This window comes from Mycobacterium sp. 2-64 (assembly GCF_035918375.1).
In the GTDB taxonomy this organism is placed as follows: Bacteria; Actinomycetota; Actinomycetes; order Mycobacteriales; family Mycobacteriaceae; genus Mycobacterium; species Mycobacterium intracellulare.
Window position 1 is genome coordinate 118,005 of record NZ_CP142361.1, and the last position, 14,775, is coordinate 132,779.

General features: G+C 68.2%; 14 protein-coding genes. 6 read left to right on the plus strand and 8 right to left on the minus strand.

Annotated features, from left to right (window positions below; all coding sequences use genetic code 11):
* Nucleotides 1-16 precede the first annotated feature (16 nt).
* Nucleotides 17-751 (plus strand): DUF899 domain-containing protein, encoded by a 735-nt coding sequence (locus tag QGN31_RS00530; protein ID WP_009957139.1) that lies wholly within the window; start codon nt 17-19, stop codon nt 749-751.
* 93 nt (nt 752-844) lie between these two features.
* Here the strand turns inward: QGN31_RS00530 and QGN31_RS00535 are convergent, their stop codons facing one another.
* Nucleotides 845-1,066, minus strand: a complete 222-nt coding sequence (locus QGN31_RS00535; protein ID WP_009957137.1) for a hypothetical protein — start codon at nt 1,064-1,066, stop codon at nt 845-847.
* Between the two features lie 43 nt (nt 1,067-1,109).
* Complete coding sequence (locus tag QGN31_RS00540) at nt 1,110-1,490, minus strand: nuclear transport factor 2 family protein (protein ID WP_009957136.1); 381 nt, start codon at nt 1,488-1,490, stop codon at nt 1,110-1,112.
* Nucleotides 1,491-1,564: 74 nt separating this feature from the next.
* On the opposite strand from QGN31_RS00540, the gene QGN31_RS00545 reads away from it, so the two are divergent.
* Nucleotides 1,565-2,062, plus strand: coding sequence for an SRPBCC family protein (locus QGN31_RS00545; protein ID WP_014943168.1), 498 nt, complete (start codon nt 1,565-1,567; stop codon nt 2,060-2,062).
* On the opposite strand, the gene QGN31_RS00550 is transcribed toward QGN31_RS00545, so the two are convergent.
* From QGN31_RS00550 to QGN31_RS00575, 6 genes are read right to left on the minus strand one after another with little or no spacing between them, the layout of a single operon-like run.
* Entirely contained in the window at nt 2,040-3,182 is a 1,143-nt protein-coding gene (locus QGN31_RS00550) for an NDMA-dependent alcohol dehydrogenase (RefSeq protein WP_014943167.1), read from the minus strand. The genes QGN31_RS00545 and QGN31_RS00550 overlap by 23 nt on opposite strands.
* 14 nt (nt 3,183-3,196) lie before the next feature.
* The gene (locus tag QGN31_RS00555) at nt 3,197-4,726 is read right to left on the minus strand and encodes an acyl-CoA synthetase (RefSeq protein WP_014943166.1); all 1,530 of its coding nucleotides are present in this window, start codon (nt 4,724-4,726) and stop codon (nt 3,197-3,199) included.
* Nucleotides 4,711-5,493: an SDR family NAD(P)-dependent oxidoreductase gene (locus QGN31_RS00560; protein ID WP_009957131.1), complete on the minus strand. Its 783-nt coding sequence runs from the start codon at nt 5,491-5,493 to the stop codon at nt 4,711-4,713. The genes QGN31_RS00555 and QGN31_RS00560 overlap by 16 nt, the downstream gene beginning before the upstream one ends.
* Nucleotides 5,486-7,108 carry an AMP-binding protein gene (locus QGN31_RS00565; protein WP_014943165.1) on the minus strand — a complete coding sequence of 541 codons (1,623 nt, stop codon included), beginning with the start codon at nt 7,106-7,108 and terminating at the stop codon, nt 5,486-5,488. The genes QGN31_RS00560 and QGN31_RS00565 overlap by 8 nt, the downstream gene beginning before the upstream one ends.
* Before the next feature lies 1 nt (nt 7,109).
* Nucleotides 7,110-7,859 (minus strand): GntR family transcriptional regulator, encoded by a 750-nt coding sequence (locus QGN31_RS00570; RefSeq protein WP_008262192.1) that lies wholly within the window; start codon nt 7,857-7,859, stop codon nt 7,110-7,112.
* Entirely contained in the window at nt 7,859-9,475 is a 1,617-nt protein-coding gene (locus tag QGN31_RS00575) for an SMP-30/gluconolactonase/LRE family protein (protein ID WP_014943164.1), read from the minus strand. Before QGN31_RS00575 ends, QGN31_RS00570 begins: the two co-directional genes overlap by 1 nt.
* 220 nt (nt 9,476-9,695) lie before the next feature.
* On the opposite strand from QGN31_RS00575, the gene QGN31_RS00580 reads away from it, so the two are divergent.
* The 4 genes from QGN31_RS00580 to QGN31_RS00595 are packed head-to-tail and all read left to right on the plus strand — an operon-like array spanning nt 9,696 to nt 14,762.
* Nucleotides 9,696-10,553, plus strand: a complete 858-nt coding sequence (locus QGN31_RS00580; protein WP_043955892.1) for an SDR family NAD(P)-dependent oxidoreductase — start codon at nt 9,696-9,698, stop codon at nt 10,551-10,553.
* Nucleotides 10,553-11,953, plus strand: a complete 1,401-nt coding sequence (locus QGN31_RS00585) for an aromatic ring-hydroxylating oxygenase subunit alpha (RefSeq protein WP_041785319.1) — start codon at nt 10,553-10,555, stop codon at nt 11,951-11,953. The genes QGN31_RS00580 and QGN31_RS00585 overlap by 1 nt, the downstream gene beginning before the upstream one ends.
* Nucleotides 11,950-13,797 (plus strand): flavin-containing monooxygenase, encoded by a 1,848-nt coding sequence (locus tag QGN31_RS00590; RefSeq protein ID WP_014943162.1) that lies wholly within the window; start codon nt 11,950-11,952, stop codon nt 13,795-13,797. Before QGN31_RS00585 ends, QGN31_RS00590 begins: the two co-directional genes overlap by 4 nt.
* Nucleotides 13,794-14,762 carry an SDR family NAD(P)-dependent oxidoreductase gene (locus tag QGN31_RS00595; protein ID WP_014943161.1) on the plus strand — a complete coding sequence of 323 codons (969 nt, stop codon included), beginning with the start codon at nt 13,794-13,796 and terminating at the stop codon, nt 14,760-14,762. The genes QGN31_RS00590 and QGN31_RS00595 overlap by 4 nt, the downstream gene beginning before the upstream one ends.
* Nucleotides 14,763-14,775 lie beyond the last annotated feature (13 nt).

The window sequence follows — 14,775 nt, forward strand, 5'->3', positions numbered from 1 at the left end:
CGAAAGGCGCACAACGATGAACACACCCCCGATCGTGACGGCCCAGGAGTGGGCGAGCGCGCATCGAGAGCTGCTGGAAGAGGAGAAGAAGCTCACCCGGGCCCGTGACGCGCTCGCGGCCCGGCGGCGCCGGATGCCCTGGATGGAGGTGGACTCCGACTACCGGTTCGAGGGACCCGAGGGCACGGTCAACCTGGCGGGTCTGTTCGGCGGCAGGCGCCAACTCATCGTCTACCGCGCGTTCTACGGGCCCGACATCGACGGCTGGCCCGAGCGCGGTTGCCGGGGCTGCTCGATGATGGCCGACCACGTCGGCAACCTGGCCCACCTGAACGCCCGCGACACCACGCTGGTGTTCGCCTCACGCGCGCCGCAGGCCGACATCGCGCGCCTGAAGGAGCGGATGGACTGGAAGATGCCCTGGTACACGATCACCGACGGCTTCGACGCGGATTTCGGCGTGGACGAATGGCACGGCACCAACGCCTTCATCCGTGACGGCGATCGGGTGTTTCGCACCTACTTCATCAACAACCGGGGCGACGAGGCGCTGGGGACCACCTGGAGCTTCCTGGACATGACCGCGCTCGGACGCCAGGAAACCTGGGAGGATTCGCCGGAGGGCTATCCGCAGACCGCTCCCTACGAGTGGTGGGACTGGCACGACGCGTACGGCGAGCACGAGCCCTCACGCTGGTTCGGTGACCCCGACCCGAACAACCCCAACGACATCCGGCCACCGAAGAGCTAAGTGGCACAGGCTGTTTGGCACGGCCCGAAAACACGAATGCGCGGTAGCCGTCGAACGGCTACTCGCGCAGTTGTTCCGCCGAGAATTCGTCGGCTATAAAATTCGGTGGTTCGCCCTGCCGACCTGGTAGCCGGTGGGGAACGATTTCTCGATGACCTGCAGTTGGTGATCCACCCGGGATTCGAGCTCGAGGACCACGCAGTCGCTGAGCGCCTTCGATTCGAGAACTATGTACCGCTGACCACAATCGGTGATCGGGTCGCCCGAGTGCAATTTCTCGACCGGCACCGACTCCGGAGTTCCATCTGCCTCCATCCATGACACGTTAGGTCAATTCCGCAAGCGAGGGAATAGACCGCTACGTGGCGGCGCCGGCCTGGCGCTGCTTGAAGAACACGCTGACGTGAACGATCAATCCGTCGTCGTCCCGCTCGAAGAGGATGCATTCGGGCCACGTGGTCGCGACGCCATCGATCTCGAACGTCTCGGACAGCTCGGCGTAGGAGGTTCGGGCGTCGACGTGCGAGATCCGCCGCACCTGCAACCGGTGGCCCTGCAGAGCGGTGCATACCTTGCGCAGGTAGGCGACGTAGTGCGCCTTGCCCTCGACGACGTCGCAGAACGGACCCTCCCGGGTCAGGCCGTCCTCGGCGAGGGTGCCGGCCAGTCCGTCCCAGTCGTGATCGGTCAGGCATTGCAGGTAGCGCTCGACCGCTTGACCTTCCGCCGCGTCGCCCATCGCGCCTCCGCTCCTGCGCTCCTGGCATTGCGCCGAGCGTAACGCTGCGGCGGAAAAACCGGCAGAATGTCGCCGTGGCGTTACATGCGCGGGCCCGGTCGCTGCTTTTCGTGCACGCCGACCGGACGCTGTCCGAGCGCGTGCCCGCGCCGCCCGATGCGGTGCGCGGCTTCTACGTGGACCTGGACAACATCAGGCTCGTGCACCCGCTGATCGTGTCCGTGGAAACGTTGTCCCGCGGCGAAACCCCGGAGGGCTACCAGCAGAGCTATCGGGTGGTCGATCGAATCCCCTTGGGGCCGTTGACCATCCGCACCGCATATCAGGCCCGGCTGCGAGTGCCGGCCGCCGGTGACGTGCTGACGGAGGCCGCCCAGTCACCCGGGGTGCGGTTACGCGGCACGGTGAGTTTCGTGCCCGACGACGGCGGCACCCGGGTCACCGAGCGCATCCGGATCTCCGCGCCGCGGCTCCTGGCCGGGGTGACCGTCCGCGAGGCGGTCAAGGCGCACGCCGAGATGCTGGCCGGCATCCGCAGGCACTTCGAAGTCACGCACCCGCGAAATCGATGACGCCGCGAATGTTGCGGCCCTCGCGCAGATCCACGAACGCCTCGTTGATCTGGTCGAGCCGGTAGTGGCGGGTGACCAACTCGTCGAGTTTCACCGCGCCCGCCTGATACAACGACAGCAGCATCGGCACGCTGGTGCGCGGATTCATGCCGCCGTAGAGCGCGCCCCTGAGCTGTTTGGCCGACAGCGTCATCTCCTGCAGGACCAACGGGACCGGGGGTTCGGTGAACGGGGTGATGCCGGTGAGCACGCAGATCCCGCCTTTGCGAAGCAGCGCCATCGCCAACGGAAGCAGGTCCACGTGCACCACGCCCGGGCAGACGACGACGCGGTCGGCCATCAGGCCGGCGGTGATCTCTTTGACCAGAGGTATCGCCTCCTCGGCGGAGGCGGCGGTGTGTGTGGCGCCGAAGACCTTGGCCGAATCGCGCTTGGACTCAACAGGATCCACCGCGACGACGTATTTGGCGCCCACGGCGCGCGCGCCTTGCAGGGCGTTCATCCCGACGCCGCCCGCGCCGATGACGACGACGGTGTCGCCGGGTTCGGTGCCCGCCGAGATCGTCGCGGAACCCCAGCCGGTGCTCACCCCGCACGACACCAGCGAGGCGGCATGGAACGGGATCGCGTCGTCGATCTTGATGACGGAGCGTTCCGATAGCACCGCGTATTCGGCGAACGTGCCGAGTTGCCCGTAGGCCAACAGGTTTTCGTCACCGAGGTGGCGCCGGCAGGTGCCGTCGGTGGGCATCTCCCGCACAAACAGGCTTGCGCCGATGTCGCAGATGTAGCTTTGGCCGTTGACACAGAACCGGCAGCTGCCGCACGCGGGGATGAAGGAGAGCGCCACGTGGTCTCCCGGCCGCACCGAGGTCACGCCGGGCCCGACTTCTTCGACGACGCCGGCTCCCTCGTGACCGCCGAGCAGCGGGAACCAGTCCGGCGCCGGCTGGCCGCTCGCGGCCAGCGCCTCGGGGGTCGGCACCACATCGCCGGTGAACAGATGATCGTCGGAGTGGCAGATCCCGGCAACGGCCATGCGCACCAGGACTTCACCGCCGCGGGGCGGATCCAGCTCGATCTCGCGGATCTCCCAGTCCTGGCCGACCCCGCGGATCACAGCGGCGCGACACTTCATTGCGACCTCCCTGATGTCTCATGGCATTCCCGCGGCGGCGCCAGCCGGGCCCGCAGCTCCCGCTTGAGCACCTTGCCGTAGCTGTTTTTTGGTAGCTCGTCGACGAATTCGTAGCGCTTGGGACGTTTGAACCGGGCGATGCGCGTCAGCAGGTGCGCGTCGAGCGCCGCGGGGTCGACGGGATCGCCTCTGCCGACGACGAATGCGACCACCACCTCGCCCCACTCGGCGTCGGGGGCGCCGACCACGCACGCCTCCGCGACCGCGGGGTGCTCGAGCAGGACCTCCTCGACCTCGCGCGGGTAGATGTTGCTGCCGCCGCTGATGACGACGTCCTTCGACCGATCGCGCAGCGTGAGGAAACCGCGCGCGTCGAACGAGCCCATGTCGCCGGTGTACAACCAGCCCTCTTTGAGCGTGGCGCGGGTGGCATCGGGGTTGCGCCAGTAGCCGGACATGACCGCGTCGCCGCGGCAGACGATTTCGCCGATCTCGTCGACGGGCGCCGGGTCGCCGCCGGCGCGCAGCACCGCGACGTCCATCCCGGACCGCGCATAGCCGACCGATCCCAGGACGGCGTCGTCGCCGGATTCGTGGTCGCTGCGGCGCAGCCCGGTGATGGTCATCGGTGACTCGCCCTGCCCGTAGATCTGGGCGAAGATCGGGCCGAACGCCGCAATCGCCTTGCGCAGGCTTTCGACATACATCGGGCCGCCGCCGTAGACGATCGACTTCAGGTTGGCCGGGCGGGCGCGGCCCGTGCCCACCAGGCGCTGCACCATCGTCGGGGCGAGAAACGCGCTGCCGCCGGGGTGATGCTCGCACAGATCGAGGAACTCGTCGGGGTCGAATGCGCCCGAGGCGGGCACCACCTGGCGGGCGGCGCGCAGCACGTACGGCAGGACGTAGAGCCCCGAGCCGTGCGACATGGGCGCCGCGTGCAGGAGGCTGCACCGTTCGTCCGGGTCGTCGATGTCGGCGAGGTGGGCCACGGTCATCGCGGTCAGGTTGCGGTGCGACAGCATCGCGCCCTTCGATCGGCCGGTGGTCCCGCTGGTGTAGAACAGCCAGGCGAGCGCCGACGGATCGGTGCGCGGCTTCGCCGACGGGGCGACGGTGAGCCGCCGCGAGTAGTCCTGCGAGTCAAAGGTTTCCATCGGCGTCGTGGTGATCGGCGCCAGTTCGCCCGCAATCGCCGTGGAGGCGAACACCCGCGCCGCGCCCGCGTCGTCGAGGATCTCGGCCATCTCGCGCGGATGCAGCTTGTAGTTGATGGGGACGACGACGCACTCGGCGGCCCAGATCGCGAACATCAACTCGATGATCTCGGGACGGTTGTGGGTCGCGATCGCGAGGCGGGCACCGGCCGCGTGCTGTTTTCGGATCGACGCGGCCAGGCGTAAGGCCCTGTCGCGCAGCTCGATCCAGGTGTACAGGCGCCGGGTGCCGTGATACACCGCGCCGCGGTGGGGGTGCCGGCTCGCGGCCTGATCGAGCATCGCGAACAGGTTCACCGCTCCGTCCACCGCGAGGACAAGGCGAACTCCGACAGATACTTCGTCGAACTCCATCCGCCGTCGACCACGATCGTCTGGCCGTTGATGAAACTTCCGCCCGGCGAGCACAAGAACGCGACCGTGCTGGCGATGTCGTCGACGCGGCCCAACCGCGGGTGCGGCGTCATCTCGGTGTTGATCTTGCGGAATCGCTCGTCCTGCAAGCGCTTCTCGACCATCGGTGTGACCGTGACGCCCGGCGCGACAGCGTTGCAACGGATGCCGGACGCGCCGTACTGGCAGGCGATGTGGGTGGTCAGCGCGGTCAGCCCGCCCTTGGCCGCGGAGTAGGCCCCGCCCCGCAGGCCGCCGACGACCGCGAACGTCGATGTCACGTTGATGATCGCCGAGCCGGGTCCCATGTGGGGCAGCACGTCACGCGCGAGCCGAAACGGTGCCCGTAGCATCAAACCCAGGAAGTAGTCCAGGGTTTCGTCGTCGGTTTCGTGCAGCGGCTTGGGGCTGCCGACTCCGGCGTTGTTGATCAGGAAGTCGATGTGGCCCCATCGCTGCACGGCGAGGTCCACGATGCGTCGCGGCGCGTCGTCGTCGGTCAGGTCGACGGCAAGTGTGGCAACGCGATCCGGATCGCCGATGGCCGTGTGCAGTTCGGCCAGCCGGTCCTGGTCGCGGCCCGTGCCCAGGACCGCCATGCCCATCTCGGCGAGTTTGGTGGCGCAGCCCAGGCCGATGCCGCTGCTTGCGCCCGTGACGATTGCGACCTGCATCTCACCCATCCTTAGTCTCCACCCGCGTGAGCGCCGCCCGGATCCGATGCTTGAGCACCTTGCCCGCGTCGTTCTTCGGCAAGGCATCCCAGATCACGACCTGTTCTGGCGCCTTGAATTTGGCGACGCCCTTGCTCACCAGCAGCGCAAGCAAACTCGCGACGTCCGGGCGCTGCGCGCCCGCGGGGACGATCACCGCGCAGGCCCGCTCCCCGGTGCGCTCGTCGGGCAGCCCGACCACAGCGATCTCGGCGATGCCGGGATGGTCGGCGAGCAGGTCCTCGACCTCCTTGGCCGAGATGTTCTCGCCGCTGCGGATGATGACGTCCTTGGCCCGTCCCGTCACGACGAGGTACCGGTCTCCGGAACCGGTCGAGACCCAGCGCCCGAGATCCCCGGTGCGGAAAAACCCATCGACATCGAAGGAATCGTCTTCGGGATGGCGGTAGCCCAGCAGCATCTGCGGCCCGCGCAGGTAGATTTCGCCGTCACCGGCGGGTGCGGCACCGTGGGGGACGAGCTTGATCTCGGCGATGCCGGCCCTGCCGTCGGTATCCGCGGCGCTGTCGGCTTCGTCGGGCCGGGGCGCGCCGACGGTCGCGACGGGCACCTCGGTGCAGCCGTACACCCGGGTGACCACCGCGCGGTCGAAATAGTCTGCGGCGCGCCGGATCAGCGACGGCGATACGGACGCGCCGCCGCAGATGAACACCTTCAGGTCGGGCAGGCGGGTGCCGAGGCCTTCGGCGGCGGACAGCAGCTGCTGCAGAAACGGCGTGGCCCCCGCCATATGGGTGCACCGTTCGGCGTTCATCAGCGCGACCGCCTGCGCCGGATCCCACCGGTCCATCAGCACCGCGGTGGTGCCCAGCAGCAGCGGGCATTCGAAGGCATAGATCGAGCCGCCGATATGGGCGACCGGCGACGGGACCAGGAACGTGTCGCCGGGCTCGATGCTCCAGTGCTCGCGGAGCTGGCGGATCAGGGCGTGCAGCGAATTGTGGGTGTGCAGGACGCCTTTCGGGCGGCTGGTGGTCCCCGAGGTGTACAGGATCATCCGCGCGGCGTCGGGATCGAGCGCCGGAAGCGTCGCGGGGTCCGGCGCATGGTCGAGCAGGTCCGGATAGGGGGTGTGCGGACCGGCGTGCCCAGTTTCGCGCAGCACAACGACCTCGGGCGCGTTGTCCATCGCGGCCGTCACCCGTTCGAGCATCGCCCCGTAGTCGTGGCCGCCGAATCGGTGCGGGACGAATAGCATTGCGGTGCCGGCGTCTTCGAGAATGAAGCGCAGATCGTGGTCGCGCAGCGACGGAAGGATCGGGTTCACCACCATGCCGGCCAGCGTCGCGGCCAGATAGATGACGGCGGTCTCATGCCAGTTCGGCAGCATGAAGGACACGACGCTGCCGGTGGGCATGCGCGCCAGCATCGCCGCGGCCAGCGCGCCGGCCTGCGCGTGCAGTGTGGCGCAGTCCAGCCGAACATCCTTGTCCACCAACACCGTTCGGTGCGGCGACGTCTGCGCGGCCGCGCGCAGGGAATCGGCGAGCGTGGTGTGCACCCACAGTCCGCGCCGGTAGGCCTCTGACGCATGCGCCGCGTCGTGGCGGGCCCGGGCGAGCAACTCAGCCGGCCTGACCGGTGACGCGACGCATGGTCATCGCATACCGAAACCTCGACGACAGGTGGGTGTTGATCGTCACCTGGGCCACCTCGCCGTCGGAGGTCGTGTAGGTGCGCCGCATCTGCAGTGCGGCCGTTCCCGCGTCCACGCCGAGGCCGTCGGCCAGTTCCGGGGAGAGCAGGACGGCCGCGATCTCCTGGTGCAACTGGGCGACGCTCACGCCGAAAAGATCCTCGATCAACGGGAAGATAGGGCCGGCATGGCGTTGCAGCAGCCTGCCCACCGCGGCGAAACTGCGGCTGATGTAGTACTCCGTCCGGCACATCGGCACCGACGCGCCGTCGGCCTGCCGGTAGCCACGCACCGAGAGCCACTGGGTGCCGGGCTCGAGTCCGGTCCGGGCGGCGAGGTCGTCGTCGATCGTCACCATCGCGTTGGATTCGATGGTCAGCTGCGCGCCGGCGGCGAACGCGAGCAGGTCGTCGATCGACATCGCGTCCTGGGCATAGGAACTCGACGCCGGGCGGGGTACCACCCGGGTGCCCGCCCGCGGCCGGGAGGCGACCAGGTTGTCCTCGCGGAGCCGGCGCAACGCTTCGCGAACGGTGTAGCGGCTCACCGCGAAGCGCTCACACAGTTGGTGCTCGGTCGGCAGCTGCGACCCCACCGGGTAGACCCCGTCGACGATCTCCTTGCGCAGCGTGCGGGCGATCTGCAGGTAGCGGTGGTCGCCCGCGATGGCCTGGGACATCAGTGGCCCGTGGGGCGCAGGGCGAGCACGCTGCCCTCGCCGTCGGCCGAGATGTACAGCGTCCCATCGGCCGCGGCCGTGATGCCGGCGAACGGACCCTGTGGCCCCGAAAACGGCGGCATGCCGCGCAGTGGCTTGGCAGTCACGCCCGGCGGGGGACCGACCGGCAGCCCGGACGCGATCGTCCGGCGTCCGTGGCCGGCGAGGTCGAAGGCGATCAGTTCCTTGGCGCCGGCATCGACCACGTAGAGCACACGGTCGCGGACCAATATGCCCTGCGGCCGTTGCAGATCGGCCACGACGGTGTCGGCCCGCGACCCGGCCGGCCGGACCACCCGGCCCGCGCCCGCCTCCGCCACCAGCGGGGCTCCGTCGGCGTCGATCGCGACCCCGACCGGCTCGCGCAGATCGGTCGCCAGCACGTCGACACCTCCGGACCGCAGCGACAACACCCGCCCGGTCCCCAACTCCGCAACCACCACACCGCCTGGAGTCACCGCGACACCGTAGAGCTGGTCGAAACCGTCGGCCAGCACCTCGGTTTCGCCGGCTTCGGGCCGGTAACGGGCGACCTGGCCGCCCGAGGTCGTGACGACGAACTCGCCGGGCCCGCCGGCGGCGAGGCCGCGCAGGAACCCGGGATAGCCGGGGCTGAACAACATTCCCGCGGTCTGCAGGGACCCGTCGGGCAGGGCGACATAGAAGTACGTGCCGTCGGCGATGTAGAGCTGCCCGTCCTGGCCCACGGCCAGGTCCAGCGGCCAGTTGAGTCCGCCCGGCAACACCGATGTCGTTGCGCCGTCGGGCGATATCTCGGTGATCTCGCCACTGAAGTTGGAGACGAACAGCCGGTCGCCGACGAAGGTGCAGTTGTCCAGCCCCGGATTCAGCTGGGCGAGCAGGCGACGTTCGCCGCTGCGGGGATCGATGCGCAGCACCTGCCCGCTGGCCACCTGGGTGGAGACGAGGTAGCCCCGGGCGTCGAACTTCACCGAGTCGGGCACGCCGAGATCTTTTGCGACACAGTGTGGCTCGCCGCCGTCGGGGTCGACGCGCCAGATTTCGTTGGCGCCCATCACCGGGAAGTACAGCAGGCCGTCGGGACCGACCTCCATCGCGTTCGGTGAGGGCACGTTCTCCAAGAGCACCCGTGGCGGGCCGCCCGACAGGTCGAATTCGAGCAGCCGCCCGCCCTCCCGGCATTCACCGATGAACAACCGGCCGTCATAAAACGTGATGCCGTTGGCCGACGGGACGTCGTCGCGCAGCACCCGCGTCCGGCCGCTGGTCTCGCGCACGCTGACCCGGCCGTCCATCACCTCGGTCGCGTACAGGTTGCCGCGGGGATCGAACGCGACGTCGTCGGGTGCCACGATGTCGCCGCCCTTGGGGCTGGCGGTCACCAGTTCCCCGGTGCGGTGGTCCAGCGCGCTGATCTGACTGCCGGTCACCTGCGCGATGTAGATGCGGCCGTCCGGGCCGGTGCGCAGCCCGTTGGCCCCGAACAGCCGGCTGGGCGCGGTCAACCGGTCGAGTTCCCAGCCCGGAGCGACGTCGATCGCGTCCGGGACTACGTACCGCGTCGGCTGCGTTGAGAGGGCCCTTGAAATGGACATGCTCGTCGAGGTCCTTCCGTCAGCCGGTTGGGCTGGACGTTATCAATTCCTCCTAGTCCAGACAATAGCCACTATGGTGTCCCGGCTCGATCTTGACAGCGAAGTCCGCCGGTCGGAATAGTGTTCTCCCAGGGACAGAATGCCATATTTTGTCCGGACAAACTGGTAGCGAATGTCGCGGCCGGCGCGGGACGGCGCCGTCGGCGGCCGAAAGCAGGTCATGGACGATCAATTCGGGCACCTGAAGCTTGATGGTCGCGTCGTGGTGGTCGCCGGCGCCGGCGGAGGCGGCATCGGCACCACCGTCACAGCCATGACCGCCCGGGCCGGGGCCACCGTGATCGCGGTGAGCCGATCGAAGGAAAACCTCGACGAGCACATCGCCCCGCTGGCCGCCGCCCACGGCCTGGCCGTGGTGCCCGTCACGGCCGACGCGTCCACCGACGAGGGCATCGCCGCGGTGATGGACCACGCGCGCCGCGCCGACGGAAGCTTGTACGGGCTGGTCAATGTCGCCGGCGGCGCCGAGCCGTCGACGTGGATGCCGTCGACGCGCGTGACCCGCGGCGACTGGCGCAAGATCTTCGCCGACAACCTCGAGACGGCGTTCTTCATGAGCCAGGCCGTGGCGGCCGAGCTCGTCGCGCAAAGATTGCCGGGGTCCATCGTGTCGATCTCGTCGATCAGCGGCATGAACACCGCGCCGTTTCACATCGCCTACGGGACCGCCAAGGCCGCGATCACCGCGATGACCCGCACGATGGCCCTCGAGTTGGCGCAGGCCGGAATCCGGGTCAACGCCGTCGCGCCCGGCGTCACCGAGACGGCGGCCTCGCGCACCTACGTCGACGAGGACCCCGAACGGGATCGGCAGGCGATCGCCATGGGACGGCGGGGCCGGCCCGAGGAGCAGGCCGGCGCCATCCTGTTTCTGCTCTCGGAGATGTCGAGCTATATCACCGGCCAGACGCTGTTGGTCGACGGCGGCCTGGACCTCAAATGGAGCCATCTCGGCGCCGACAACACGTCGCTCTTCTTGCGTGACGAATCCTTCCGCGCGGCCATTAGGAGGATGTGATGACCGATCTCGCCAAGGGCACGAATTCCGCCGGGGCCGAGGAACTCTCGTCCCCGATGACGATCGGCGTCGAGGCATACATCTCCGAGGACTACGCCCGCGCCGAGCGCGACAAGCTGTGGCGGCGGGTCTGGCAGCAGGTCGGCCGCGTCGAGGAACTACCCGAGGTGGGCAGCTATTTGACCTACGACATCCTCGACGACTCGATCATCGTGGTGCGCACCGGCCACAACGAATTTCACGCGCACCACAACGTGTGCATGCACCGCGGCCGCCGGCTGATCGACACCCCCGAGGGCGCCAAGAACGCCTGTGCCCGCACCCGAAAGTCGTTCGTCTGCGGCTTTCACGGCTGGACCTATGGCTTGGACGGGGCGTGCACGCGCATCCGCGAGCAACAGGACTGGCAGGGAGCGCTCACCCCGGACAACACCCACCTTCGACCGGTTCGGGTCGACACCTGGGGCGGCTGGTTGTGGATCAACATGGACCCCGACTGCGAGCCGCTGGCCGATTACCTGTTCCCCGCCGCGAAGATCCTCGACCCGTTCGGGTGTGAGAACTTGCGCTACAAGTGGCGCAAATGGCTTGAATTTGACTGCAACTGGAAGGTCGCGCTGGAAGCGTTCAACGAGACCTACCACGTCTACACCACGCACCCCGAGTTCAACAAGTTCGGCGAGTTCAAGGGGTGGGCGAAAGCCCAAGGCAGACACAGCAACATCGGCTACGACGCCCCAGAGGACATGGAGGCCACCAAGTCCAAGATCCGCCTCGGCATCGGCGCCGACCCGCGGGTGTCCACCGCGGAGATGCAGGTGTACACGATGGAGGAGACCAACGCCACCACCACCCAGACGCTGGTGAACGCGGCCAAGCGACTCGTCGACGAGTTGCCCGAGGGGACGCCGGCCGACAAGGTCCTCGAGCACTGGCTGGCATCGGCGCGCCGCGACGACGAGGCCCGTGGCGTCGTCTGGCCGACGATTCCCGCCGACATCCTCGGGCAGGCCGGCACCGCGTGGCAGATCTTTCCGAACTTCCAGATCGGACAGGGCCTGACCAGCGCGCTGTGTTACGGCGCGCGACCGCACCCCAGCTACAACCCCGACAAGTGCATCTTCGAGGTGTCGGTGTTCGAGCTGTACCCGAAAGGCCAAGAGCCCCAGACCGAGTGGGAGTACACCCCGGTCGGGGATCCCCGTTGGCGGTCGGTCCTACCGCAGGACTTCTCCAACATGGCGGCCGTGCAGCAGGGGATGAAGTCACTCGGCTTCGCCGGCACCAAGCCCAACCCGTACCGCGAACGCAGCACCGTCAACCTGCACTACCAATTGTCGAGATACATGGGTACCGGTGAGCCCCAGGAACTGTCACGCAAGGAGTCACCATCGGCATGACCATGCACCAGGACAGCTGCGGGCCCACCCAGACGCCCGACGACGTCGACATCGCCGCGCTGCGCGAGAAGTACCGGCTGGAACGCGAAAAGCGGCTGCGCAAGGAAGGTTCCAAGCAGTACATCGAACTGGAGGACGACTTCGCCGGGTACTACGAGGTCGATCCCTACACCCCGGCCGCGCCACGCGACCCGATTTCGGAGGACATCGACGTCGCGGTCCTCGGTGGCGGCTTCGGTGGATTGCTGTCGGCGGCCCACCTGAAGAAGGCGGGCGTCGACGACGTACGCGTGATCGAACTCGGCGGCGACTTCGGCGGTGTCTGGTACTGGAACCGGTACCCGGGCATCCAGTGCGACAACGAATCCTACTGCTACATCCCGCTTCTCGAAGAGCTCGATTTCATGCCGTCGAAGAAGTTCGCCGACGGCGCCGAGATTTACCAGCACTGCCGCAACATCGGCAAGCATTTCGGCCTCTACGATTCGGCGATCTTCTCCACCCAGGTGCGCGATCTGCGTTGGGACGAGGAGATCAAGCGCTGGCGAATCGGCACCAACCGCGGCGACGACATCCGCGCCCGGTTCGTGGTGCTGGCGTCGGGCCCCTTCCACCGGCCCAAACTGCCCGGCATTCCTGGGATCAAGGACTTCAAGGGCCACGCGTTCCACTCGTCGCGGTGGGACTACGACTACACCGGCGGCGACAGCGGCGGCAACCTGCACAAGCTCGCCGACAAGCGCGTCGCCGTCATCGGCACCGGCGCCACCGCGATCCAGATCGTCCCGTTCCTGGCCCGAGACGCCCAGCACCTCTACGTCTTTCAGCGCACCCCTTCGACCGTCGACGAACGCAACAACGCGCCGACCGACCCGGAGTGGGCGAAGTCGTTGCGGCCGGGCTGGCAGCGGGAACGGCAACGCAACTTCCACTCCTGGACGTTCGAGGGCATGGCGCTGGGTCAGCCGGACCTGGTGTGCGACTTCTGGACCGAACTCGGGCGCAACACCGCGGCCCGGGTGCTCGCGCTGGACGACCCCGCGTCGCTGACGCCCGAGCAGTTCATGGCGATCCGCGAGGAAGAGGATTACAAGCTGATGGAGCGGCTGCGCCGCCGCATCGACGTGATCGTCGAGGACGCGCAGACCGCCGAGGCGCTCAAGCCCTACTACCGGTTCCTGTGCAAGCGGCCACTGTCCAACGACGAGTACCTGCCGATGTTCAACCGGCCCAACGTCACCCTCGTCGACGTCTCCGATTCCAAAGGGGTGGAACGGATCACCGAAAAGGGGCTGGTGGCGGGCGGCGTCGAGTACGAGGTCGACTGCATCATCTATGCCAGCGGCTTCGAGATCACCACCGAGATCAGCCGCCGCTATTCCATGGAGACGATCGAGGGCCGCGACGGGCTGTCGCTGTTCGACCACTGGCGCGACGGCTACAAGACGCTGCACGGGATGACCAGCCGCGGCTTCCCGAACCAGTTCTATACCGGTTTTACCCAGGTCGGCATCTCCGCCAACATCGCCGCCAACTACGAGCTGCAGGGCGAGCACATCGCCTACATCCTCGCCGAGGCGTTGAAGCGGGGCGCGACCACCGTGGAGCCCAGCGCGGCCGCCCAGGAGCAGTGGTGCGCGACGATCCGGGAAACCGCCGTCGACAACTCGGCGTTCGACGCCCAGTGCACGCCCGGCTACTACAACAACGAAGGCGGCGGCGGGGGAGAGGGCATCCGGTCACACCTGGGCGAACCGTACGGCCCCGGCTTTTACGCGTTCGAGGACTTGCTGCGCGTGTGGCGTGACAAGGGCGACCTGGACGGGTTGGTGCTCGGCACTTGAGCGAAACCCCTGCAGAGCAACTACGATTCGACGGCCGCGTCGCCGTGGTGACCGGGGCCGGCCGCGGGTTGGGTCGCGCCTACGCGCAGCTGCTGGCCTCGCGTGGGGCGAAGGTGGTCGTCAACGACGTCGGCGGCGGCCTCGACGGCGAAGGGGTCGACGCCGGCCCGGCGGAGCGGGTCGTCGCCGAGATCACCGCGGCCGGCGGACAGGCCGTCGCGTGCAGCGCTTCGGTCGCGACCGCAGCGGGCGGCGACGCGATCATCGCGACCGCGCTCGAGCACTATGGCCGCGTCGACATCCTGGCGCACAACGCCGGCAACGTCCGCCGCGGCTCGCTGAAGGAGATGAGCTACGAGGACTTCGACGCCGTGCTCGACGTGCACCTGCGCGGCGCGTTCAACGTGGTGCGCCCGGCGTTCCCGCTCATGTGCGGGGCGGGCTACGGCCGCATCGTGCTGACGTCGTCGATCGGCGGCCTGTACGGAAACCGCGACGTGGCCAACTACGCGGCGGCCAAGGCGGGCGTCATCGGGTTGTCCAATGTCGCCGCGCTCGAGGGCGCCGCCGAGGGCGTCCGCTGCAACGTGATCGTGCCGGCGGCGTTGACGCGCATGGCGGACGGCATCGACACCTCCGCCTACCCGCCGATGGGACCGGAACTCGTTGCGCCCGTGGTGGGTTGGCTCGCGCACGAATCCTGCTCGGTGACCGGGGAAATATACATCGCGCTGGCGGGCCGCGTGGCCCGGGCGGTCGTCGCGGAGAGCCCCGGCGTGTGCCGGTCGTCGTGGACGATCGAGGACGTCGGCAGCCATCTGGACGCGATCCGCTACGCGGAGGCGCCGCTGATCTTCCCGGTCGTCCCGGATGGCCATGACGAGCACATCCGCTACAGCTTCGAGCTGGCGCAGAGGTCAAGCGAACTCCATGGCTCGCCCGATCAAGGAGCGCTCAATGGCTAGCCCCGCGGGCCCG